The 22245-nt window shown below is 68.6% G+C and carries 26 protein-coding genes; 15 read left to right on the top strand and 11 right to left on the bottom strand.

All coding sequences use genetic code 11. The features are described from left to right. Positions 1 to 51 precede the first annotated feature (51 nt). The 5 genes from DJ74_RS10560 (at position 52) to DJ74_RS10540 (ending at position 3809) form a co-directional block, all read left to right on the top strand. Positions 52 to 1122, top strand: a complete 1071-nt coding sequence (locus DJ74_RS10560; RefSeq protein WP_094527216.1) for a glucose 1-dehydrogenase — start codon at positions 52 to 54, stop codon at positions 1120 to 1122. Beyond that, complete coding sequence (gfcR, locus tag DJ74_RS10555) at positions 1109 to 1744, top strand: transcriptional regulator GfcR (protein WP_094527215.1); 636 nt, start codon at positions 1109 to 1111, stop codon at positions 1742 to 1744. Before DJ74_RS10560 ends, gfcR begins: the two co-directional genes overlap by 14 nt. A 95-nt stretch (positions 1745 to 1839) precedes the next feature. Next, the gene (locus tag DJ74_RS10550; protein ID WP_094523847.1) at positions 1840 to 2184 is read left to right on the top strand and encodes a glutaredoxin; all 345 of its coding nucleotides are present in this window, start codon (positions 1840 to 1842) and stop codon (positions 2182 to 2184) included. Positions 2185 to 2323: 139 nt separating this feature from the next. Beyond that, positions 2324 to 2893, top strand: coding sequence for a hypothetical protein (locus tag DJ74_RS10545; RefSeq protein WP_094527214.1), 570 nt, complete (start codon positions 2324 to 2326; stop codon positions 2891 to 2893). 199 nt (positions 2894 to 3092) lie between these two features. Beyond that, positions 3093 to 3809, top strand: a complete 717-nt coding sequence (locus tag DJ74_RS10540; RefSeq protein ID WP_094523845.1) for a diphthine--ammonia ligase — start codon at positions 3093 to 3095, stop codon at positions 3807 to 3809. Positions 3810 to 3845: 36 nt separating this feature from the next. Here the strand turns inward: DJ74_RS10540 and DJ74_RS10535 are convergent, their stop codons facing one another. Next, positions 3846 to 5099, bottom strand: coding sequence for a Glu/Leu/Phe/Val dehydrogenase (locus DJ74_RS10535; protein WP_094527213.1), 1254 nt, complete (start codon positions 5097 to 5099; stop codon positions 3846 to 3848). A gap of 108 nt (positions 5100 to 5207) precedes the next feature. Next, positions 5208 to 6107 (bottom strand): CoA ester lyase, encoded by a 900-nt coding sequence (locus DJ74_RS10530; RefSeq protein ID WP_094523843.1) that lies wholly within the window; start codon positions 6105 to 6107, stop codon positions 5208 to 5210. A gap of 81 nt (positions 6108 to 6188) precedes the next feature. Between DJ74_RS10530 and DJ74_RS10525 the strand changes: the two genes are divergently transcribed. Then, on the top strand, positions 6189 to 6689 hold the full coding sequence (locus DJ74_RS10525; protein ID WP_342764962.1) for a MaoC family dehydratase: 501 nt from the start codon (positions 6189 to 6191) through the stop codon (positions 6687 to 6689). Positions 6690 to 6712: 23 nt separating this feature from the next. Here DJ74_RS10525 and cyaB read toward each other — a convergent pair whose 3' ends face one another. Continuing rightward, entirely contained in the window at positions 6713 to 7354 is a 642-nt protein-coding gene (cyaB, locus tag DJ74_RS10520) for a class IV adenylate cyclase (protein WP_094527211.1), read from the bottom strand. A 115-nt stretch (positions 7355 to 7469) separates the two neighbouring features. Between cyaB and DJ74_RS10515 the strand changes: the two genes are divergently transcribed. Beyond that, on the top strand, positions 7470 to 8405 hold the full coding sequence (locus DJ74_RS10515) for a peptidylprolyl isomerase (protein ID WP_094523840.1): 936 nt from the start codon (positions 7470 to 7472) through the stop codon (positions 8403 to 8405). A gap of 118 nt (positions 8406 to 8523) precedes the next feature. Beyond that, positions 8524 to 8784 carry a hypothetical protein gene (locus DJ74_RS10510; RefSeq protein ID WP_094523839.1) on the top strand — a complete coding sequence of 87 codons (261 nt, stop codon included), beginning with the start codon at positions 8524 to 8526 and terminating at the stop codon, positions 8782 to 8784. A 26-nt stretch (positions 8785 to 8810) separates the two neighbouring features. Here DJ74_RS10510 and DJ74_RS10505 read toward each other — a convergent pair whose 3' ends face one another. From DJ74_RS10505 to DJ74_RS10490, 4 genes are all read right to left on the bottom strand, one after another. Further along, complete coding sequence (locus tag DJ74_RS10505; RefSeq protein WP_094527210.1) at positions 8811 to 9431, bottom strand: transcriptional regulator; 621 nt, start codon at positions 9429 to 9431, stop codon at positions 8811 to 8813. Positions 9432 to 9505: 74 nt separating this feature from the next. Continuing rightward, complete coding sequence (locus DJ74_RS10500) at positions 9506 to 10186, bottom strand: P-loop NTPase (protein ID WP_094527209.1); 681 nt, start codon at positions 10184 to 10186, stop codon at positions 9506 to 9508. Positions 10187 to 10248: 62 nt separating this feature from the next. Next, positions 10249 to 10623: a YlbF family regulator gene (locus DJ74_RS10495; protein WP_094527208.1), complete on the bottom strand. Its 375-nt coding sequence runs from the start codon at positions 10621 to 10623 to the stop codon at positions 10249 to 10251. 93 nt (positions 10624 to 10716) lie between these two features. Beyond that, positions 10717 to 11370 (bottom strand): alpha/beta hydrolase, encoded by a 654-nt coding sequence (locus DJ74_RS10490; RefSeq protein ID WP_094527207.1) that lies wholly within the window; start codon positions 11368 to 11370, stop codon positions 10717 to 10719. A 233-nt stretch (positions 11371 to 11603) separates the two neighbouring features. On the opposite strand from DJ74_RS10490, the gene dph2 reads away from it, so the two are divergent. Then, on the top strand, positions 11604 to 12647 hold the full coding sequence (dph2, locus tag DJ74_RS10485; protein WP_094523834.1) for a diphthamide biosynthesis enzyme Dph2: 1044 nt from the start codon (positions 11604 to 11606) through the stop codon (positions 12645 to 12647). Positions 12648 to 12707: 60 nt separating this feature from the next. After that, positions 12708 to 13784 (top strand): HAMP domain-containing sensor histidine kinase, encoded by a 1077-nt coding sequence (locus DJ74_RS10480; RefSeq protein ID WP_094527206.1) that lies wholly within the window; start codon positions 12708 to 12710, stop codon positions 13782 to 13784. A gap of 11 nt (positions 13785 to 13795) precedes the next feature. Here the strand turns inward: DJ74_RS10480 and DJ74_RS10475 are convergent, their stop codons facing one another. Next, positions 13796 to 14245 (bottom strand): TIGR00725 family protein, encoded by a 450-nt coding sequence (locus DJ74_RS10475; protein ID WP_094527205.1) that lies wholly within the window; start codon positions 14243 to 14245, stop codon positions 13796 to 13798. 94 nt (positions 14246 to 14339) lie between these two features. Between DJ74_RS10475 and DJ74_RS10470 the strand changes: the two genes are divergently transcribed. The 3 genes from DJ74_RS10470 (at position 14340) to DJ74_RS19190 (ending at position 17748) form a co-directional block, all read left to right on the top strand. Further along, complete coding sequence (locus DJ74_RS10470; RefSeq protein ID WP_094527204.1) at positions 14340 to 14996, top strand: HAD family hydrolase; 657 nt, start codon at positions 14340 to 14342, stop codon at positions 14994 to 14996. A gap of 109 nt (positions 14997 to 15105) precedes the next feature. Further along, positions 15106 to 17472: an ATP-dependent DNA helicase gene (locus tag DJ74_RS10465; RefSeq protein WP_094527203.1), complete on the top strand. Its 2367-nt coding sequence runs from the start codon at positions 15106 to 15108 to the stop codon at positions 17470 to 17472. Positions 17473 to 17595: 123 nt separating this feature from the next. After that, positions 17596 to 17748, top strand: coding sequence for a hypothetical protein (locus DJ74_RS19190; protein ID WP_170938322.1), 153 nt, complete (start codon positions 17596 to 17598; stop codon positions 17746 to 17748). 1 nt (position 17749) lies between these two features. On the opposite strand, the gene DJ74_RS10460 is transcribed toward DJ74_RS19190, so the two are convergent. From DJ74_RS10460 to DJ74_RS10450, 3 genes are all read right to left on the bottom strand, one after another. Further along, a complete protein-coding gene (locus DJ74_RS10460) occupies positions 17750 to 18925 on the bottom strand; it encodes a Xaa-Pro peptidase family protein (protein WP_094527202.1) in 1176 nt (391 codons plus the stop codon). Between the two features lie 103 nt (positions 18926 to 19028). Next, positions 19029 to 19640, bottom strand: a complete 612-nt coding sequence (locus tag DJ74_RS10455) for a translation initiation factor IF-2 subunit beta (RefSeq protein WP_094523829.1) — start codon at positions 19638 to 19640, stop codon at positions 19029 to 19031. Between the two features lie 72 nt (positions 19641 to 19712). Then, positions 19713 to 19898, bottom strand: coding sequence for a hypothetical protein (locus tag DJ74_RS10450; RefSeq protein ID WP_094527201.1), 186 nt, complete (start codon positions 19896 to 19898; stop codon positions 19713 to 19715). A gap of 395 nt (positions 19899 to 20293) precedes the next feature. Here DJ74_RS10450 and DJ74_RS10445 point away from each other — a divergent pair, with 395 nt between their 5' ends. Together DJ74_RS10445 and DJ74_RS10440 are read left to right on the top strand one after the other, a co-directional pair. Continuing rightward, positions 20294 to 20905, top strand: a complete 612-nt coding sequence (locus tag DJ74_RS10445) for a hypothetical protein (protein WP_176451339.1) — start codon at positions 20294 to 20296, stop codon at positions 20903 to 20905. 210 nt (positions 20906 to 21115) lie between these two features. Next, positions 21116 to 21805, top strand: a complete 690-nt coding sequence (locus DJ74_RS10440) for a hypothetical protein (RefSeq protein ID WP_217900323.1) — start codon at positions 21116 to 21118, stop codon at positions 21803 to 21805. Positions 21806 to 22245 lie beyond the last annotated feature (440 nt).

Raw genomic sequence — 22245 nt, 5'->3', positions numbered from 1 at the left:
TTTACTCGCAATAAAAGAAATCTTTTGGTTGCTGACCCCGTCGGTCGGTGTATGAACGCGATAGCCGTGTACGAGGGGGCCGACGAACCGGTCGTGACGGAGAAGCCGCGACCGGAGCCGGCCCCGGGGGAAGCGCTCGTCCGGACCCTCCGGGTCGGCGTGGACGGGACGGACCACGAGGTGATCGCCGGCGGGCACGGCGGGGCGCCCGAGGGCGAGGACCACCTCGTGTTGGGTCACGAGGCGGTCGGGGTGGTCGAGGACCCGAACGACACGCCGTTCGAGGCCGGCGACGTGGTCGTCCCGACGGTGCGCCGTCCCCCCAACGGCGCGAACGAGTACTTCGCGCGCGGCGAGCCCGACATGGCGCCGGAGGGCCGGTATCACGAACGCGGCATCGTCGGCGCGCACGGGTTCATGGCCGAGTACTTCACCAGTCCGGCGGAGTTCCTCGTCGCGATCCCGCCCGCGCTCGCCGAGTGGGGGTTCCTCGTCGAGCCGATCTCGATCGCGGAGAAGGCGATCGAGCACGCGTTCGCCAGCCGGTCGGCGTTCCACTGGGAGCCCGAGTCCGCGCTGGTCTTGGGCAACGGCTCCCTCGGGCTGCTCACGGTGGCGGCGCTCGACGCCGACTTCGACCGGATCTACTGCCTCGGTCGCCGGGAGCGCCCGGACCCGACGATCGACATCATCGAGTCGCTGGGCGCGACGTACGTCAACTCCAACGAGACGCCCGTGCCGTCGGTGCCGGAGGCGTACGAGCCGATGGACTTCGTCTTCGAGGCGACGGGCCACGCGCCGCACGCCTTCGAGACGATCGAGGCGCTCGCTCCCAACGGGGTGGGCGCGCTGCTCGGCGTGCCGGGCGACTGGGAGTTCGAGATCGACGGCGGCCGGCTCCACCGCGAGTTCGTCCTCCACAACAAGGCGCTCGTCGGGAGCGTCAACTCCGGCTACGAGCACTTCGAGGCCGCCGTCGACTCCCTGTCGCGGTTCTCGGCGGGGTTCCTCGACGATCTGGTCACCGGCGTCCACGGGCTCGACGAGTTCGAGGCCGCGTTCGCGGATGACGACACGACTATTAAAACGGCGGTCGAATTCGGCTCATATGAAGAACGTTGACGACCTGATAGACAGCGCGGCCGAGCTCGCGGACCACGGTCTCTCGAAGGGAGAGATCGCCGACGAGCTGAACGTCTCCCGTGAGACCGCGAGCTGGCTCGTCGAGCGCGGCGGCGGGGGCAACGCCGCGGCCGAGACCGCGGCCGCCGAGACGACGACCGACATCCACGTCGACTGGTCGGCGCTGGGCCGCGACTCGACGCGGCTCGGCTACGCCGCGAGCGCGATGGCCGACCTCCTCGCGAAGCAGGGCGAGGAGGTCGACCTGACGGTGGGGGTCGAGAAGGCCGGGGCCCCGCTCGCGACCGCGGTCGCGAGCCGACTCGACACCGACCTCGGCACGTACGCCCCCGCGAAACACCAGTGGGACGAGGGCGACATCGACGAGCAGGGCGGCGGGTTCTCGCGGAACTTCGCCGGGATCCGCGACCGCGACTGCTACGTCGTGGACGACATCATCACCTCGGGGACGACGATGCGGGAGTCGATCAACGCGATCCGCGAGCAGGGCGGCGAGCCCGTCGCCTGCGTCGTGCTCGTCGACAAGATGGGATACGACGAGATCGACGGCGTTCCGGTGTACTCGCTCGTGGACGTCGTCCGCGTCGACCGCGACGAGTAAGCGCTCCCGACGAGGAGCGGTCGCGGGCGTCGCCCTGCGTGGATCTCTCGTTTCCGTGCGGAACCCATTTGCCGCGGCGGCGCGTATCGGCGCCTATGACGTTCCAGCCCGAGTCAGAAGCCGACCCCGAGGAGATCGAAGCGCGCGTTCACGAGACCATCGCCGAGAACGACGTGGTCCTGTTCATGAAGGGGAACCGACTGATGCCCCAGTGCGGCTACTCGAAGCGCGCCGTCGAGCTCATCGGTCAGTACGTGGAGGAGTTCGAGACCGTCGACGTGCTGCCCGCCCTGCCGCACTACCGAGAGGCGCTGGAGGCCGAGAGCGGCTGGGAGACAATCCCGCAGACCTTCGTCGACGGCGAGTTCGTCGGCGGGAGCGACGTGTTGGCAGAGCTGGAGGAGCGCGGCGAGCTGGCCGCCGAGCTCGGCGCCGAGTAGGCCGCGAGCGCACCCGCTCGCGACGACGCCCGATCTTGGGAGTCGAAGGGCAGTCCATATAAACCTACGGTGCCTAGTTGCAGTAGACGCAGCCGCTGCCGCCGTGCCGACCGTCTCGACCCATCTCACCCAACCAACAATGACAGGCCGCGTGTTCAGACTTCATTCGACGCTCGAACTGCCACTCGAAGACGTGGAGACGTACTTCGAAGAAGACCCCGACCTCCCGCCGGAGATCGACGACATCGACATCACGCGTCGAAACAACACCCTCATTATCAAGGCCCTGTCCGACGACGAGAGCATCAGCAAGTACACGCCGACCGCCCAGCTGAAGGCGTCCGTCACGGAGACGCGCGTCTGGGAAGAGGAGCCGCCCCGCGCCGGCGGCCCCCAGTGGATGGACGACGAGGAGGAGGAGATCCCCTCCGAGCTCGTGGAGTTCGCCTGCTTCAAGGGCGATCGCGAGACCGTTCTCCAGAACTCCGCGCTCCAGTACCCCATGTTCCTCGTGCTCCGCGAGCTGGCGCAGCTCTCGGAGAAGGGGACGCTGACCGCGATCACGGAGGAGGAGGACGAGCTCGAAGCGACGCGGATCGTCGAGGGTGAGCCGCGTCCCGCGAGCATCGAGGTCGTCGAGAGCCCGCAGGGCGCCGGCGACGGCGACGGCGGCGTCAACTGGCGCGACAACGAGTTCATCTCGGACTGAGCCCGACGCCACGACCTCGCTCGGCGTCAGTGGTCAGTCGACGGCGGGGTCGCACGACGGCCCGTCGCGTCGAACCCGCGTTCTAAATCCGCGATCAGGTCGTCGATCCCTTCGAAATCGACGCGTCCGGCGCCCGTCGGTCGACGGTCGTCAACCCGGACCGTCGACAATTTAAGCGCTCCCGGCGTTTTCCCCGCCAATGACCGACGACTGGGTGAGCCTCTTCTCGGGCGGGAAAGACTCCTCGTGGGCGCTGTACCGCGCGCTGGAGGAGGGCCTCGACGTCTCGCGGCTCCTGACCGTCCACCCGGCGGGCGACTCGTACATGTACCACACGCCGGCGACGGAGCTCGCCGAACTCGCGGCCGAGAGCGTCGGGATCGACCTCGTCGAGGTCTCGCCGGACGACTTCGGCGCGGACGACGTCGACGACGCGGGCGCGCAGGGCGACGCCGAGCTGGAGCCGATGGAGGCGGCGCTCCGGGAGGTCGCCGCCGACGACGACGTCGACCTCGCCGGGGTCACCGCCGGCGCGGTCGAGAGCGAGTACCAGACCAGCCGCATTCAGGGGATGTGCGACCGCCTCGGGATCGACCTGTTCGCGCCGCTGTGGGGCGAGGACCCGGTCGCGCTCGCGGAGGCGATGTTCGACGCCGGCTTCGAGATCCGGATCGTGCAGGTCGCCGCCTACGGGCTCGACGAGTCGTGGCTGGGGCGGCGCTTCGACGCCGACGCGCTCGCGGAACTGATCGACCTGCGCGAGGAGTACGGCGTCCACCCCCTCGGCGAGGGCGGCGAGTTCGAGACGTACGTCGTCGACGGCCCGCACATGGACCGCCGGATCGAGTTCGAGTACGACGCGGTGTGGGAGGGCGACCGCGGCCACGTCGAGGTGCGAGACGCGCGGCTGGAGTGAGCTAGCGACACAACGCGAAACGCCTCTGAAAGCGCGCTACGGCCAGCTGCCGGCCTGGTCGTATGCGTTCACGATCCGACCGATGGCGACGACGTAGGCCGCGGTGCGGAGGTCGCGAACGTCGCGGTTCTCGTAGGCCTCGACGATGCCGTCGAACGCCTCCGTGATCACGCGTTCGAGCTCCTCGTTAACCCGCGACTCCGTCCAGCTGAACCGCTGTCGATTCTGCACCCACTCGAAGTACGAGACGGTGACGCCGCCCGCGTTGGCGAAGATGTCGGGGACGACGTAGACGTCCTTCTCGGCGAGGACGTCGTCGGCGTCGGGAGTGAGCGGCCCGTTCGCGGCTTCGACGATCACGTCGGCCGCGACGTCGGTCGCGAGGTCGCCGTCGATCGCGTTCTCCAGCGCCGCGGGCACGAGCAGGTCGACGTCGAGCGTCAACAGCTCCTCGTTCGTGATCGGTTCGGCGTCGCCGTAGCCGGAGACGGCGCCGGTCTCGCTCTTGTAATCTTTCACCGCCCGCGGGTCGAACCCGTCGGGGTCGTGGATACCCCCGGAGGAGTCCGAGACCGCCACCACGTCGGCACCGAGGTCGTCGATGAGGGCGGCCGCGACGGAGCCGGCGTTGCCGTACCCCTGTACCGCGACCGTCGCGCCCGCGAGGTCGCGGTCGAGCCAGTTTAACGTCTCGCGCGCGGCGAGCGCGACGGAGCGACCGGTCGCCTCGACGCGCCCCTCGCTGCCGCCCGAGTCGATCGCCTTCCCGGTGATGACGCCGGGCGCGGTCGTGTTCTCAAGCGTCTCGTAGGTGTCTTTGATCCAGTTCATCTCCCGCTGGCCGGTGTTGACGTCCGGCGCCGGGATGTCGCGGTCCTCGCCGATGATCGGGCGGAGCTCGGTCGCGAAGGCGCGCGTCAGCCGCTCTAACTCGCTCTCCGAGTACTCTCCGGGGTCGATCGCGATCCCGCCCTTCCCGCCGCCGTAGGGCACGTCGACGACGGCGCACTTATACGCCATCCAGCCCGACAGCGCCTTCACCTCGTCGCGGGTGACGCCCGGGTGATAGCGGATCCCCCCCTTGTACGGGCCGCGATCGCCGTTGAACTGCGAGCGGTACGCGCGGACCGTCTCCAGCGATCCGTCGTCGAGTTCGAACGTCAGATTCGTCTCCAGCAGTCGCTCCGGGTTCTTCAGCCGAGTGAGAATTCCCGGCGGCGCGTCGAGGTGCGCCGCGGCGTCGTCAACCTGTTCCTGCAGACTTTCGAACGGATTCGCCTGATCGCCCATGTGAACTCGTCTCCGGGGACCGGGGTTAATTGTGACGGACGATCAGCGGGACGCGGGATCGCGGTTGGGGGGCGCGGCGAACGGCTCCGCTTCCGCTCGCCGCGGTCCCTATCGCGGGTCGAGCCCGGCGGCCGCCGCTCGCTCGACGATCCGCTCCGCCCGCGCGATCAGCGGGGCGTCGATCATCTCGCCGTCGACGCTGAAGACGCCGCGGTCGTCCCGGTCGGCCTCGTCGCAGGCGTCGAGGACCCGCGCCGCCCACTCGACCTCGTCGGGGTCGGGCGTGAACGCCTCGTTGATAGGCTCGACCTGCGACGGGTGGATCGCGAGCTTCCCGTCGTAGCCGAGCGTGCGCGCGAACGCCGTCTCCTCGCGGAGCCCCGCGGTGTCGGAGAAGTCCGTGTACACCGTATCGAGCGCGTCGACGTCGGCGGCGCCGGCCGCGAGGACCGCGTGCTCGCGGGCGTACAGCACCTCGGTTCCCTCGTCGGTGCGCGTCGCGCCCAGGTCCGCCGCGAGGTCTTCGGCACCGAAGACCAACGCGTCGGTCGGTTCCGCGTCGGCGATCGCCTCGGCGGCGAGCACGCCCCCCGCCGTCTCGACGAGCGCGAACACGGCGGGGTCGAGCCCGCGGTCGGTACACAGCGCGGCCGCACGGTCGACGCGGTCGGCGCCCTCGACCTTCGGGAGCATGACCGCGTCGAGTCGCGGCGAGCGCTCGGCGTCGTCGGTGCCGGGCTGGACGTCACCGGTCGCCGCGCTCGCTCCGACGAGCGCGTCGAGGTCGGCGGCGGGGTCCGTCGCCGTGAGCCGGACGCAGACCTCCGTATCGGGGTCGAAGTCGGGATCGGCGAGCAGGCCGCGGACGGCGGCTCGGGCCTCGTCCTTCCGGCCGGGGGCGACGGCGTCCTCGAGGTCGAAGCAGACCACGTCAGCGCCCGTCGCCGGCGCCTTCCGCATGAGTTCCGGGCGATCGCCGGGGGAGAACAGGAGGCTTCGTCGGGCCATGTCGGGCACTCCTCGCGGCCGAACATAAAGAGCCGGGCCGTCCGAATCCGAGACCCGCCCGGCGCCCGGAGCGGTACCGATTTGCCGCGGCGGGTCGACGGTCGGTCCATGACGGGACGCTACTACGAGGAGTTCGAGGTCGGGGAGACGATCGAACACGCGCGGCGGCGGACGGTGAGCGAGGCCGACAACCAGCGCTTCTGCGACATGACGATGAACCAGCAACCGCTCCACCTCGACGCCGATTTCGCCGAGGGGACGCAGTTCGGCGAACGGCTCGTCAACGGGCTGTACACCCTGTCGCTCGCGGTCGGCGTGTCGATCCCGGAGACGACCGACGGCACCATCGTCGCGAACCTCTCGTACGACGACGTCGAGCACCCGAACCCGGTGTTCCACGGCGACACGATCCGCGCGCGGTCGACGGTCACGGACAAGCGGGAGACCAGCGACGGCGAGCGCGGCGTCGTCACGATGCACGTCGAGGCGTTCAAGCTGGTCGAGGACGGCGACGACGTCCTCGTCTGCGAGTTCGACCGGACCGCGCTCTCGAGGAAGCGGCCGGACGGGAACGGGAGCTGACCCCTGTCACGAGCCGGACCCGACTACCCGTCGTCGCTCGCGTCGGCGTCGTCTTCCGCCAGCAACAGCCCGAGGTACGACGTGCGGACCTGCTCCGCGCCGTCGAGTCCGAGCCGGTCGAGGGCGTCGAGCGCGTCGTCCCTGACGGCCTCGATCGCTCCCTCCTCGGCGACCGCGCGCTCGATCTCGACGAACTCGCCGAGCCCGTCGACCGCGTCGAGCGTCACCGTGAATCCGTCGTACGCCCAGAACTCGCGGCGCTTCTCGACGGTCGCCGCCGGTTCGAACCCCAGCCCGGAGAGGATGCCGGCCGCGGCCTCCGGGTCGGCCACCTCGGTCTCGTGTTCCGCGCGGGTCTTCGACCCCTCGTCGAGCAGCGGCCCCTTGTACGTGATCTTGGTCGTCTCGGGCGCTGTCGGTGGGGCGTTCGACCCGGGGTCCGGACCCTCCGCCTCGTCCGCCGCGTCGGCCGGGGAGATTCCACTCTGAAGCGGCGTCTCGCGGCGGACCCGAAGCGCCTCGTCCGTCTCGGCGAAGTCGCGGTGCGGCGCGTCGTAGTAGGCGTCCCGCTGGCGACGCGCGTCGACGCGCTCGGCGCCCGCCTCGCGCAGGCGCTCGCGGACCGCGTCGACGTCGGCCGGCACCTTGATCTCGACCTCGAACATACCCGGATTCCGCCGGGCGCGTTCTTAAGCGCCGCGGGACGCTAACTCCGGCGCGACGCGGTCGCCGCCGCGTCGAACCGTGCGCCTTAAGGGTGTAACAGGTGACGTTCAGGGTATGAGCGATCAGGAGCAAGCGGACGCGGCCGAGGACGCCGACGAGGCCGAGACCGAAGCCGAGACCGAGAGCGCCGGACTCGCGGACGGCGACTTCGTGCGGGTCGCGTACACGATCCGAACGGCCGACGACGGCCGGGTCATCGACACCACCGACGAGGAGACGGCCGAGGAGGCCGAGATCGACACCGAGGAACACGAGTTCGAACCCCGCGTCATCGCGCTCGGCGCCGGTCACGTGTTCCCGGCGGTCGACGAGGCCTTCGTCGGCGCCGAGGTCGGCGACGAGGGCGTCGTCGACGTCCCCGCCGAGGACGCCTTCGGCGCGTACGACCCCGACGAGGTCGAGACCGTCAAGGCCGACAAGATCCCCGAGGACAGCCGGTACCCCGGCGCGCAGGTCCAGATCGACAACCAGCAGGGCTACCTCGAGACGATCATCGGCGGCCGCGCCCGCGTCGACTTCAACCACCCGCTGGCCGGCGAGGACCTCGAGTACGAGTACGAGATCCTCGAGCTCATCGACGACCGCGAGCAGCAGGCCGCCGGCATGCTCGGGATGTACCTCCAGGACGCGCCCGAGGTCCGCATCGAGACCGTCACCGAGGAGGAGGAGACGGTCACCGAGGACGACGAGGGCGAGGAGGTCGTCGAGACCGATGAGGTCGAGAAAGACGTCCTCTACGTGACGGCCACGCAGGCGATGCAGATGAACCAGCAGTGGATGTTCCAGAAACAGCAGATCGCGCAGGACCTCATGGGCCGGCTCGACCTCGACCGCGTCGTGGTCGAGGAGGTCATCGAGGGCGGCGGCATGGGCGGGCTCGGCGGCATGATGGGCGGCATGGGCGGCGCCGGCGCCGGCGACATCGAGGACGCGCTCGAGGACGTCGACGTCGACGCCGACGAGATCGTCGACGAGCTCGACGAGGAGTAACCCCCTTCGCGGCGTCTCGGCCGGACGACGAACCGATCCTTTTTGACCGACGGTCGACCCACCCAGAGACATGGAAACCGACCGGCCGACGGAGAGAGACGCGGAGGGCGGCTGACCGATGGAGATCGAACGGGCGCGGGACGACCTCGTGGTCGCCGCGAGCGCCGGCGCGACGACGGTCGCGGTCGCGGTGCTGTCCGGGGTCGCCGGCGTCGTCGAGGTGGGGACCCTGCCGACGCTCGCACCGATCGCGGTGTACGCCGCCTATCTCTTCTCGCGGAAGGGCGGCCCGTACGGACCGCTCGACGAGCCCCGGAACTGGGCGGTCGCGGCGGCGCTCGTCGGCGTAGTCGTGGCCGTCGCGGCCGCGGTGCTGTAATCGAACCGGATCGAGAAACGCCCGATTCAGGCGATGTCCCGGCTCGTGTCGACGGAGACCGAATCGGTGAGCTTCAGCTTGAGCGGCTCCTCCAGCGCCGCGCCGCCGCGGAACTTCGGGACGACGAGTCGGTTCACGATCTCCGTTCCGGTCACCGCGATCCGGAGGTCGAAGACGACGTCCGCGATCTGCTCGGTGACGACTCGGTTTCGGTCGGCCGCTCCCCCTTTGAGCGCGTGAAGCACCGCGAGCCCGTCGGCGTCGTCGACGCGCCGACGGAGATCGCCGAGGAACGCGCCGTACTCCGCGCCGTCGTCGGACTCCAACGGGCCGACGGAGTCGACGACGATCGTCCCTCGTTCCGACAGCTCCGCGGCCGCGTCCAGCGCGGTCGCGAACGGGTCGTCCCCCGTCGCGTCCTCGACCACCGTCTCGTCCGCCTCGCCGTCGAGCGTGAGGCTCGCCTCCACCGCGTCGGCGGAGCGCACCGTCGTTACGTACCGGCACTCCCGGACCCGCGCGAGTCGGTCCAGGATGAGCTCGGACTGACTGGCGGGGTCGGCCTCCAGCGCGACGACGCTGCCGCTCGGAATGCCGCCGCCGAACTCCCTGTCCAGCACCGAAATTCCGGTCGGGAGCGCCTCCATACGATCGCTGTCGTCTCCGGGGGTTTGGCTCTGTCGGTGACCGCCAAACCGCGATCGGGACGCGGAATCGACGGTCAGGCGATCCGCCATCGCCCCGCTCCGTACCCCCGCGCGAGTCGCCGCGCGAGGTCGTCGTACGCCGATCGAACGGCCGAGTCCGAGAGCGGCGCCGGCGCCCGAGCGGGGATCCGCCCCACCACCGGGCAGCCGAGCAGATCGGCGACCGGATCCGGGACGGACGACGCGCGGACGGCGACGACGCCCAGCGGCGGGCAGTCCAGCCGCCGCGCGATCGCGGCCGTCTTGGCGGCGTCGCGCAGGGCCGCTCGCCGGAGGGGCGTCACCAGGAGCGACCGATCGGCCGCGCGGAGCGGGGCCGCCGCGTCCGGCGACGCGCCCGCCGGACAGTCGAGGAGCGCCGCGGCGTCGTCGGGGAGCGCCTCGCCGAGCGATCCGAACGTCGGACCGGGATCGACGGGGTCGGGGTCGTCGGGGGCGGCGAGCACCGTCGGCGACCGACGGTCGAGCGGGATCGAACCGCCGCCGAGGACCGCGTCGACGACGGTGGGGCGGTCCCGAGCGCCGGTCTCAGCGGTCCCGTCCGCGGTCTCCGACGCCAACCGCGCGAGGTTCGGGAGGTCCCAGTCGGCGTCGGCCGCGACCGCTCGCGCGCCCCGCCGCGACAGCGCCCGCGCGAGCCCGAGGGTCGTGGTCGTCTTCCCGCTTCCGCCCTTGCCGCCGGCGACTGCGATCACGCGCCGGGTTGCGTCGCTATCGGTGATAAAAGTCGACAGGAGAGCGACCGCGGAACCGCCCGTCAGTCCTGACAGCAGCCGCCGGCCTCGCCGCCGAAGTCGACCGCGAGGGGTTCCGAGATGGCCTCGTTGACCGTCTCGAGGGTGTCGGTCAGCTCGTCTTGCGCGTCGAGGAACTCCCGCATGGTGGGCATCGAGTGGAGCTCGTCCTGCGCCGCCTGCACCTTCTGGAGCCCGGAGTTCGTCGCTTGTCCGGTCTCGCGGGCCTGCATGAACTCGGCGCGCAGCTGTTCGAACTCGTCGATCTTCGCCTGGACCTCCTCGTCGCGCTGTACCGCCTCGCGCGCCTCCTCGAAGCGCTCGTACTCGGTGGTTCGGGCGATCCGCTCGCCGAGCTCGCGACCGAGGTCCTCGATGGAGGCCTGTTCGACGCTCATGACCGATCGTTGGCGCGGAGCGGCTTCAACCTGCCGGAGCCGGGGGTCCCGCCCTCCGATACGTCGGGGACCGCGTCCGCGTTGGCCGCGCCCTCACGCGCCTCGCGCCTCGACGAAGGCGACGACGTCCGCCAGCTCCTCCTGCCCGATCCCGTGGCCGCCCGGGTAGTTGCCCCGGGTGACGTCGGCGCCGATCGCCTCGAGGCGGTCGGCGGCGGCGGCCGAGCGCGACGCCGGGATCACGCGGTCGCCGGCCCCGGCGCCGACGAGGACCGGCTTCCCCTCGATCCCGTCGGGCGCGAGGTCCGAGTGCGCGTCCGCGAGGTAGCCGTGGAGCGCGACGACCCACGCGTACCGGTCCGGCTCCTCTACGAGGAGCGAGAGGCTCGTGATCGCGCCCTGACTGAAGCCGAGCAGCCCCATCCGGTCGGGGTCGATGGCGTACGCCTCGGCGGCGGCGTCGACGCTCTCGGCGACGAGATCGAGGCTGCGGCGGAAGTCCGCGGCGTCCGGCTGGCTCGATTCGAGGCCGCCGGCCGAGAGGTCGAGCTCGTACCAAGTGTACCCGCCCTGCAGCGGGTCCGGCGCTCGGAGGCTGACCACGTGGAGGCCGTCCGGCAGGTGGCGCGCGACGGGTAGCAGGTCCTCCTCGTCGGCGCCGCGGCCGTGGAGAACGAAGACGGCGGGCGCGTTCTCCGGGCCGTCGTCCGGCGCGACGTGGACGTGTTCCAGCGGAATGTCGCTCATGGCTCTCCGGTTCGTCGGCTCGGCGGTTGTATCCGTCGGCCGCGGCAGACGGTCCGTCGCCGGCCGCGGCGGTCGCGATGACCGCGATGGCCGGGGTGATTGCGGTGGTCGCGATGACTACGATAACCGCGACGGCCGACCCGTGTCGGGGTCCGGTCTCGCTTGATCCCGAACGATCACGAGAATACCCTCCGAGCGCGCCGTTTAACCGTCCCCCCACGTAATCCGGGTGCATGAGCGGCTCCACGGAGGGTGACCTCACGAAGACTGGGATGGCCCTGAAACACGACCGCGAGTGGGACTACGAGCTCGACCGGATCGTCGAGGCCATCGAGGAGCGCGACGCCTCCAAGGTCGGCCTCCAGTTCCCGGAGGGACTCAAGCGCCGCGGCCCGAAGGTCGCCGACGACCTGCGGGAGGCGGCGCCCGACGACGTCACCTTCATGCTGTCCGGCCAGCCCTGCTACGGCGCCTGCGACCTCGACACGTACCTGATGCGCCGGACGGACGTGTTCGTCCACTTCGGCCACACGCCCATGAAGGAGTCCGACAGCATCGTCTACGTCCCCCTCTTCTCGAACGTCGACCCGTTCCCGATCATGGAGGACGCGCTGGCGGAGGAGCTCGACGACCCCGAGGAGAACCCCGACGTCGGCCTCGTCACCACCGCCCAGCACATGAACCGGTTCGAGGAGATGACCGACTGGTTGGAGGAGCGCGGCTACGAGGTTCACACCCGCCGGGGCGACGACCGGCTCACGAAGGAGGGACAGGTGCTCGGCTGCAACTACGCCTCCGCGGACATCCCCGCCGACCAGGTGCTGTACGTCGGCGGCGGAAAGTTCCACCCCGTCGGCCTCGCGATGGAGCACCCGGAGAAGCGCGTCGTCATCGCCGACCCGGTCAACAACGCCGTCTCGGTCGCCGAACACGACCAGTTCCTCAAACAGCGCTACGCCTCGGTCCACAAGGCGATGGGCGCCGAGAAGTGGGGCGTCATCTTCTGTACGAAGATCGGCCAGGGCCGGTGGGAGACCGCCCAGGAGATCGTCGAGAACAACGAGAACGCGTACCTGATCACGATGGACGAGGTGACGCCGGACCGCCTCCGCAACTTCGACATGGACGCGTTCGTCAACACGGGCTGTCCCCGCATCACGACCGACGACGGCCCGCGGTTCCACAAGCCGATGTTGACGCCGGGCGAGTACGAGGCCGCCATCGGCGAGAAACCCCTCGACTCGATCGAGTTCGACACGTTCCACGACACCTGGTAAGCCCGCGGCGGCCCTCCCGGTAGTTATACGTCGAGCGCGGCAACAGTAGACGAACACCAAATGGGTGCGCCCGGCGACGGCATCGCGATCGTTCTCGTTACGAAGACGCCGGAGCGAGCGGCGGCGATAGCGACGTCGCTGGAACGCGCGGACGATCGGCTCGTCGCCGAGCCGACAGCGGACACCGACGCGGCGCTGCGTGTCCTCCGGGACACGCCCGTGGACTGCCTGGTGACCGCGGGCGGACTCACCGACCCGACCGGGGTCCCGTTCGTCGAAACCGTCCGCGACCGACACCCGGAGCTCCCGATCGTGTTCTGCCCCGACGAGGCGCTCGACGCGGCGGCCGTCAGCGACGCGTTCGAGGCCGGCGCCACCGACGTCGCGCGGTCGTGCGGCGAGTCGGACCGGACGCCCGTTCTCGTCCGCCGCATCTCGAACGCCGTCGCGTCCGCTCGCGCGGTCGCCGAGGCCGAGCGACAGCGGCGGCGCCTCGAAGCGTTCACGAGCGGCGTGTCTCACGACCTGCGGAACCCGCTCACCGTCGCACAGGGACGGATCGAGTTAGCGCGCAGGGAGGGAGACGTCGGACACGTCGACGACGCGGCGGCCGCGATCGATCGAACGTTCGAGCTGATAGACGACCTGTTGACTCTCGCGAAACAGGGCGAGCGACCGCGGGAACTCGACTCGGTCGAGCTCTCGGACCTCGCCGAGCGGTGTTGGGCGAACGTCGCCACCGGCGACGCGACGCTCGTCGTCGACGGCGACCGACGGCTGCTGGCGCATCCGAGCCGACTGAAACAGCTGTTGGAGAACCTGTTCCGAAACGCGGTCGACCACGGGGGCGACGACGTGACCGTCTTCGTCGGAGACGTCTCGCCGATGTACACGACGACGCGCGCCGAGACCGACCTGCCGACGGGGTTCTTCGTCGAGGACGACGGGCGGGGAATCTCCCAGGACGAGTGCGAGGACGTGTTCGACGTGGGATACACGACCGCGGAAGGCGGCACCGGGTTCGGTCTCAACATCGTCAGGGAGGTGGCTAACGCGCACGGGTGGGAGGTCTCCGTGTCCGAGGGCACGCGAGGCGGGGCTCGGTTCGAGATCACGGGCGTCGAGAGCGGCGGTTGACCGCCGAGCGGTCAGTTCGGCCCCGCGGCGCTCTCGACGTACTCGACCGCCTCGGTCGGGGTGTCGACGTCCTCCACGCCGGCGACCTCGTGCGTGTCGAGCCCGGCGACGGCGCGGCCGTGCGCGAGCGCCAGTCCGATCTCCGAGAGCGTGCCGTGCGAGCCGTCGATCGCGATCGCGGCGTCGCCGTTGAGCACCACGAGCGCGTTGCGGGCGTGACCCAGCCCCGTCGCGATCGGGACCGTGACGTGCGGGTTCGCGTCCGCGCGGCGGGCGGTCGGCAGGATCCCGATCGTCTCCCCTCCCGCGTTCGCGGCGCCGCGACACACCGCCGCCATCACCCCGCCGAGCCCACCGCAGACGACCGTGTGGTCGCGTTCCGCGAGCCGTTCCCCCACCGCTTCGGCGACCGACGCCGTCTCGGGCGAGACGGAACTCCCGCCGATGACGCTGACGCGCATACCCCGGGACGGGCGGCGGACGCGTATAAAAGAGCCGGCGGTCGCGTCGCGGCGTTGGTGAAACCCTTTTAAGGGCTGAGCGACTCCGGACTGTATGACGTACGATACCGTCGTGTTCGACAACGACGGTGTCCTCGTGGGCCGCACGCGCTTCGACGTGCTCCGGGATGCGACCCGGAACGCGTTCGAAGAGTGCGGCGTCGAGGAGCCCGATCCGGACGACGTAGAGCGCATGACCATCGGTGCGACCCCCGGAAGCGTGGGGACCGTCTGTCAGACGTACGACCTCGATCCCGGGTCGTTCTGGCGGACTCGCGACGACGTGGTCTCGAAGGCCCAACAGCAGGAGGCCCGCGCGGGGCGGAAGACCCCGTACGACGACCTCAACGAGCTGCAGAGCCTCGACGTGGAGATGGGAATCGTCTCCTCGAACCAGCAGGCGACGGTCGACTTCCTCGTCGACCACTTCGACGGCTTCGAGCGGTTCGGCGCCGCGTATGGCCGCGAGCCCACGATCCACTCGCTCCAGCTCCGCAAGCCGAACCCCCACTACATCGATCAGGCGCTCGGCGACCTCGATGCGGGCAACGCCCTGTTCGTCGGCGACAACGAGTCCGACGTGCGCGCGGCCGAGAACGCGGGCATCGACTCCGCGTTCATCCGCCGCCCGCACCGCCGCGACTGGGAGCTGAACGTGTGGCCGACCTGGGAGATCGACCGGCTCTCCGACCTGCACGACATCATCGGGTAGGATCGCCGGCGGCGGGGGACCGCCGCGGCCGCCCGTCGGTAGCCGCCGCGGCCGCCGCGGCCGTCGTCTCTCTCAAGGTTTAACTCCGATGGGAAGCTACGCGGCCACAGTGACGAACCCCCCGCCGTGGTCCGACCTCTTCGGCCACGAGGAGCCGTATCCGGAGCAGGCCGACGGGATCGACGCCGCCGTCGACGCCGCCGAGGACGGCGGCTTCCTCTCGTTAGAGGGCGCGTGCGGGACCGGCAAGACGATGCTCGCGCTCACCGCCGGGCTCGACCGGGTCCGCGACCCCGACTCCGACTTCGAGCGCGTCTTCGTCCTCACGAGCGTCAAACAGCAGCTCCGCCAGTTCGAGACGGATCTGGGGACGATCAACGCGAATCTCCCGGACGAGTACGACCCGGTCTCCGGACTGACGCTGGTCGGCAAGGCCGACGTCTGCCCGTACGCCCGCGAGAACCGCGGCGGGGTCGACCGCGAGAACGTGTACGAACGCTGCGAGGGGCTCCGCGAGCGCACCCGGAACCTCGTCGGCGACGGCGGCGCGACCACGACGTCGAACCTCGTGAGCGAGGCGCGGAGCCAGCAGGTCGGGCTGATGGACTCGGGGAGCGACACCGGATCGCACGGTGACGATTCCGCCGCCGCCGACTACCTCAGCGTCGACGGCGAACCCACCCCGTACCGCCCGGACACCGAGGAGTACGAGGGGACCGAGTTCTGCCCCTTTTACGCCGGGTTCCTCGACGACCTCCCGGAGGACGGTGACCCCGCGGAAGCGGTCCCGTTCGACGTGACCGACATCGGTCACGTCGACAGCGACGAACTGGTCCGGCTCGCCGCGGGTCACGGCTCCTGTCCCCACTCGATCATGGGGGCGCTCGTCCCCGAGGTCGAGGTCGTGATAGGGAACTACTACCACGCGTTCGACCCGGTGACGACCGGGACGTTCACGGGCGCACTGCTCGACGACGCGACGTTCGTCGTCTGCGACGAGGCGCACATGCTCGAACCGCGCGTCCGCGATCTCGTGAGCGACGCCGTCGCCGACGCCAGCCTCCGCGACGCCGAGAACGAGCTCACCCGCGTGGTCCAGCCGCTCTCCTTCGAGACGGCCGGCGCCGAGTCGGACGACGCGGCGCTCGTGCGGGGCGAGCTGGCCGACGCGGACGTGACCGTCGAGGAGATCGAGTCCGTCCGCGAGTTCTACGCCGACCTCCGCGGCGAGCTCGACCGACGGGTCACGGAGCGGCTCGACCGCGAGCGCCCCGACTGGCGGGCGTCGATGCGCGAGCTCGACGACGACGAGATCGCGCTCCGCGACCCCGAGGAGCCGGCGAGAGACGAGATCACGGCGTGGGCGGAACGCGAGGGGTACGGCGACCGCGTCTGGGCGCGCGCTCACCAGGTCGGTGCGGTCGTCAAGCGCGTCCTCGACTCGCTGGAGGAGGAGGACAAAAAGCGGGCGGCGCCCGGCGTCGGGCGCACCCTCAACGCCTGGTATCGCGAGGGCCACGAGGAGTTCTTCCGGGCGATCGATCTGGAACGGACGTGGGACGAGACCGCGCCGCCGGACTCGTGGCGGCGCGCCTACAACGCGAGTCTCGCGCTGTACAACTGCCTGCCGAGCGAGCCGATCGGCGACCGGCTCGCCGAGTTCGGCGGCGGCGTCCTCATGAGCGCGACGCTGGAGCCGATGGACGTGTTCCGCGAGGTGACCGGGCTCGATCACCTCGAATCGCAGGGCCGACCGGTCGTCGAGCGGACGTACGGGCTCTCGTTCCCCGAGGCGAACCGCGCGAGCCTCGCCGTCGACGCGCCGAAGTTCACCCACCAGAACCGCGGCGCGCCCGGCGAGTCGAACGACACCCGGCTCGCGCACCTGGACGCGACGGCGGCGGTGGCGGCCCGCGAGGGGAACGTGCTCGTCGGCACGCCGAGCTACGCGGAGGCGACGTGGATGGCCGAGTCGCTCTCGGAGCGGCTGGACAAACCGGTGCTCCTCGACGAGTCCTCCGGCGACCGCGCCACGGAGTCGCTGAAAGACGACTTCTTCGCGGGCGAGGGGAAGGTGCTCGTGACGAGCCTCCGCGGTACGCTCACCGAGGGCGTCGACTACCGCGGGGACCGCCTGTCGGCCGCCGTGGTCTGCGGGGTCCCGATCATCAACACGTCCCGGCCGCGGACCAGAGCCGTGATCACCGCCTACGACCGCCGCTTCGAGTCCGGGTTCGAGACGGCGCTCACGGTGCCGGCCGTGCGGAAGGCCCGACAGGCGGTCGGGCGGGTCATCCGCGGGCCGGACGAGCGCGGGGTGCGCGTCCTGCTCGACGCCCGGTACGCCCGCGAGTCGTGGAACAGCGTGCGGGAGTACCTCCCGGAACACGAGCGGGAGGAGTACCAGCCCGTGAGCCCGGACATGCTCGGCCTCGCGCTCGATCGGTTCGAGCGGCGAGCCGACGGCGGCGACTGACTCGAACGGCCGCGGCGAGCTGCGGTGATGTGCGGCGTTGCGGCCCTGAAACGGTCAAATAACAATTGCTTAAACCGCGGTACGATGCGTTTAACTAGGTCACGACAGCCCATGGCGGGTCCTATGAGTTCCGCAACGCAAAAGCCGAAGTACCACGTCGTCTGCCGGGAGTGTTCGGTCGAGCGCCTGTACGAGGACGGCGACGAGGCCACCGACCTCGAGCGGAAGCACACCAAAGAGACCGGTCACCGGATCGTCGTCGGGCGGGTCAAGTAGCTCACACGACGTTCGCGTCGATGTCGCGCGGGAAGTGCGTCAGCGTCTCGGTGCCAGACTCGGTTATCGCGACGGTGTCCGAGTGGCGGTAGCCGTACTCGTCGGTGTAGAGTCCGGGCTCTATCGTGTACACCTGTCCGGGGGCCATCACGGCGTCGTCGCCGTCGTAGCGCTCGCCCCAGCCGCGGTCGATGTACGGCGGCTCGTGGGCGCCGAGCCCGATGTTGTGACCGACGTGATGTCGCGCGAGGTCGGTCACGCCCTGCTCCTCGAAGTACTCCCAGACGACCTCGTCCACCTCGGCCACCGGGACCCCCGGGCCGAGCGCGTTGATCGCGAGGGTCTGCGCCTCCAGCATGAGCTCGAAGTAGTGCGCCTGCTCGTCGGAGTAGTCGCCGACGAACATCGTCCGCTCCAGCTCGGAGCGGTAGCCGTCGACGTTCGCGGTCGCGCCCGTGACGAGGACGTCGCCCTCGGCGAGCCGCTCGTTCGGGGTGTGGCCGTGGGGCAGCGCGGTCTCGCGACCCGAGATGTAGCCGGCGTGGACGGGACCGCCGCCGCGCACCCGGACGCTGTACGTCTCGCCGAGCGTGTCGAGCATCGCCCGCGAGGCCTCCGTCGAGGCGCGCTGCGAGACCGTCGCCGGGTGCGCGCCCGGCTCGGTAAAGTCGGCGAGGTAGCGGTGGCCGAGGTTCGCCCACTTGGCCGACTCGCGGATCAGGTCTACCTCGGCGGCCGACTTCTCCCAGCGCATGCGGTCGACCCACGACTGCGTCTCGACGTCGACGAACTCGGAGAGCGCGGGGCCCTCGTACCCCATCACGCCCGGCGCGCCGTCGGCGTCGGTCGCCACGCGGTCGGCGTCGAGCCCGTCGAGCGCGTCGACGGCGACGCGGATCGGGTCGCCGCTGGGGTAGTCGAAGTAATTATGCACCGCGTCGATCCGGGGGTTCGGCTCGACGCGCTCGACCTCCAGCCGCGGGACCGTGATCTCGACCCGGTCGGCCGTCACCGCGAGGACGACCGGGCGCTCGGTCTGGATGTGGTGGAAGCCGGTGAGGTACTCGATCGCGGTCGCGCCGAACCACGTCGCGGCGTCGGCGTCGGTCGCCGCGAGCCGGTCGCGGACCGCCGCGAGCCGGTCGTCGAACGCGGCGTCGGGGAGTCGTGTCGCCATGTCTCACGATCCGCGAACGCGCGGATAAACGGTCGGGTAGCGGAACGAGTCGGACGACAAAACGAGCGGCTCGGTCCGGCTTGGACCGGGTGCGGCGGGCCGATCAGCTCTCGCGGCGGGCGAACGCGAGGTTGCCGGAGACGTTCTTGATGTACGCTTTGACGGTCTCGCCCTCCTGTGCGCCAGGGACGAAGACGGTGTACTCGCCGACCTCGGCGACGCCGTCGCCCTTGCGGCCGGTGCCGACGATCTCGAGCTCGTACGTCTTGCCCGACTCGATGGCCTCCTCCTGGCGCTGCGTGTTCGAGGTGTTCTGCTTCGCGACCGGGCGGAAGGCCCCGCAGGCCTCACACCGGAGCATCGGCGTGCGGTTCTCCGTCTCCAGCCGGGTGTCGGGCAGGCCGCACTCCGAGCAGGTGACGTACGACTCGATGTACGAGTCGATCGCGGCCTGGAAGTCGCGCTCGCGGAAGTTCCCGCTGTAGCGGGCGCGGCCCGACTCGTACTGGCCGGCGGTCCCGAGCTCCTGCTGGATCTTCGAGTGGACGTGCTCGGGGTCGCGGCTCAGCGCGTCGGCGATCGCCGAGAGGTTCGTCAGTCGGGTGAACGCGCCGTCCTTCTGCGTCTCCGGGTCCGGCACCGACAGGCGCTCGTCGGAGCCGCCCAGATCCGGCACCTCCTCCATCGCGCGGTCGAGGCTCGATTCGTAGTCCATGCTCGACGGAAGGCGGGGCCGACGGAAATCGCTTCCGGGTTCGGGAGCGTCAGTTGCTCCCCCTCGTCGCACTCACAGTGCCGTCAAGACCGTTCCGAGGGCGAGTGAACTGATAAACAAATAGGCAAGCGAGATGAGAACGTTCCGTTTTGGAGCGTTCGACGCCGCTCCAGGCACGTACCTCGTCAACGAGCCGAGGCGAAACGGACGGCTCCCGGAGCGGTAATCCGCCTCATCGCTCCCGCGTTCGTCGATCATTGGTATATGTTCTCACCTCCGACTTTTAGGTATAAACCGCGCTAACCGATCTAATCCATTGTTAACAACTCACGTGCGGCACGTACAGATACTGATAGCATGCTGCATACCTTCGTTATCTCGGTGTAGGTGCCGTGACAGTCAGATAGTACGGATGGATAGGATCGAATTTCACGATGTCGCTCCCGCCGGAATCGCTGCTTACCGCTGCGTACGATGATCTAGTTGGAGCCACAACTTCGAACTGGTGGTTCAACAAGCTACTCAGACTAGTAACGGTCCCCTCTCTTGTGTCTTGTGAGCGCTCGGAACTGCCACGCGGCGTTACGGCGGATATGAGGTTCTGTCCGGCCCGAGCCGCGTGCGGCGACGAGCGCCAAACAGGTGACAACACTATGCAACGACGCAAGCTGTTGGCTGGTCTAGGATCGCTCGCCGCCGGCGGGGCGGCTGCAATCGGTAGCGGGGCAGTGTCGCAGTTCAACTCTGGAGATCGTACCATCGAAGTTGAGACAGTCGGTGACGCGAGCGCGTACATCGCGCTTCAGCGTCCTGATGACGGCCTTAGCGATAGCGGTGATACTCGGAACGGGAACTTTGTTGAATACAACGGAGACGGCGCGCTTGAACTGGACTTTACCAGTGATAACCCAACTAGTGCGCGAAGTGGTAATCCACAACAGGGGAACTCTCTCGGTGGTGATGGCGTGAACCCCGGTTCGACGTACTACTTCGACGGCACGTTCGAGCTCCAAAATCTCTCGAATAACAGCGGCAGCGGTGTCGGCGAGATTGAAATCTGGATAAACGAGGACATCCCCGGAGTCTCGTTCTACACCGGTAGTTCCGCGGGAAGCCGAACGTTGCTTAATAGCAATAATCGCGGGAGTCTGAGTCCGGGCCAGGCACTGGACGTTGGCGTGAAAATCGTCCAAGAGGATCTAGATAGTGACAATATCGATGGCACGTTCCAAGTGGTCGCACAAGAGAATGGAAACGGACTCTGATACCACTGTCGCACCGAAACCAGTTTCGCATAGCAATTAAACGGCTGAAACAATATTTCTGGAAAAAATCCACCGCCGATTTAACGCCCATATTTCCATTTATTTTATGCCAAATAATTAGTCCGGTTAGCAATCTATACTTATTGCCTCGTTGAACAATTTATCCGGATAACAACCTTGGGTTACCACTGTAACAACCTGTTCAGACTAATGTTGCTTCTCTTCTTCGAGTGTTCTAAGCGCTTGACACCGGCACGAACGGGGGTTCACTTCGGGCGGATTGATCCGACTGCCGGAAACGAGCGCGAAGGTGATTCACATATGCAACGGCGGAAAATACTGGTCGGATTGGGATCGGTCGCCGTCGGTGGAATGTCAGCATTCGGCGGCAACGCGTTCAATATCGCACGGGCCGATCGCGGAATAAGCGTCCAAACGGTCGGCGACAACTCGGCATTCCTCACTCTCATTCCCACGAGCGCGTACGCAGACTATGAAGATAGCATGCTCCAACTCGCGTTCGACGGCAGTTTCGGCGCTCAGAACGCCTCCGGACTCCCCGAGGACGCGAACTTCACGTTCACCGATATCTTCGCGATACGAAATGAGGGACAAGACAGCATCGCAGTCACCCTCTCGGAGTACTACAACGCGGTCGACTGGGACACGAACTTCCCGCGAGCGTACTACACGTACGAGCGGCTCGGAACGACCAACGACAGAATGGGCGCCGGCGAGTTCACCGGCGATGTCAGCAACGACGGCGCCGTTCTCAGTCCGGGAGACGAACTGTTCGTGCACTTCGAATTCGTCGGTCGCGAAGAAGATTCCCGCCGGACAGACACGGATGAGCCGAATACGGTCAGCGTCTACGCCGAGGCCGTTAACACCGACGGGTGAATCCGGATCACCGGCACGTTCGACGGCCCTCGACTCGGCGGCCGCAGGTTTCACTCCGATTTCAGATCATCGCTCGTTCTCGTCGATACGGACGGTTAACGGCGAAGACGTGTCGAGATTTCTATCGGATTCGATCGGTTACTGACCGTTAGATTACAGTATGGTACCCTCAGCGACCGTTCCGGGCCGAATCGACTACCCGGGAGCCGTGAATAAGTATATCATATCCGTCAACAATCCGCTTCTACCTCTCTGACCCGCTAGCCGCCGTGAGAGTAATGATTCGCTTTGTGACTCAACGGATGCTATAACTATATACATACAGTATGATTGACACGACAGATGGCTCGGCCGAACCTCGGGACGGCGACGGAGATTCTGTCGCTCCTCGGTTGCGGTCACCGGTCGATCCACCGAGAGCGTCGTGTTAACTTAAGCAT

Origin of the sequence: Halorubrum sp. Ea8 (assembly GCF_002252925.1) — an archaeon.
Lineage (GTDB): Archaea > Halobacteriota > Halobacteria > Halobacteriales > Haloferacaceae > Halorubrum.
This window is presented reverse-complemented; position numbering and strand designations above follow the sequence as displayed.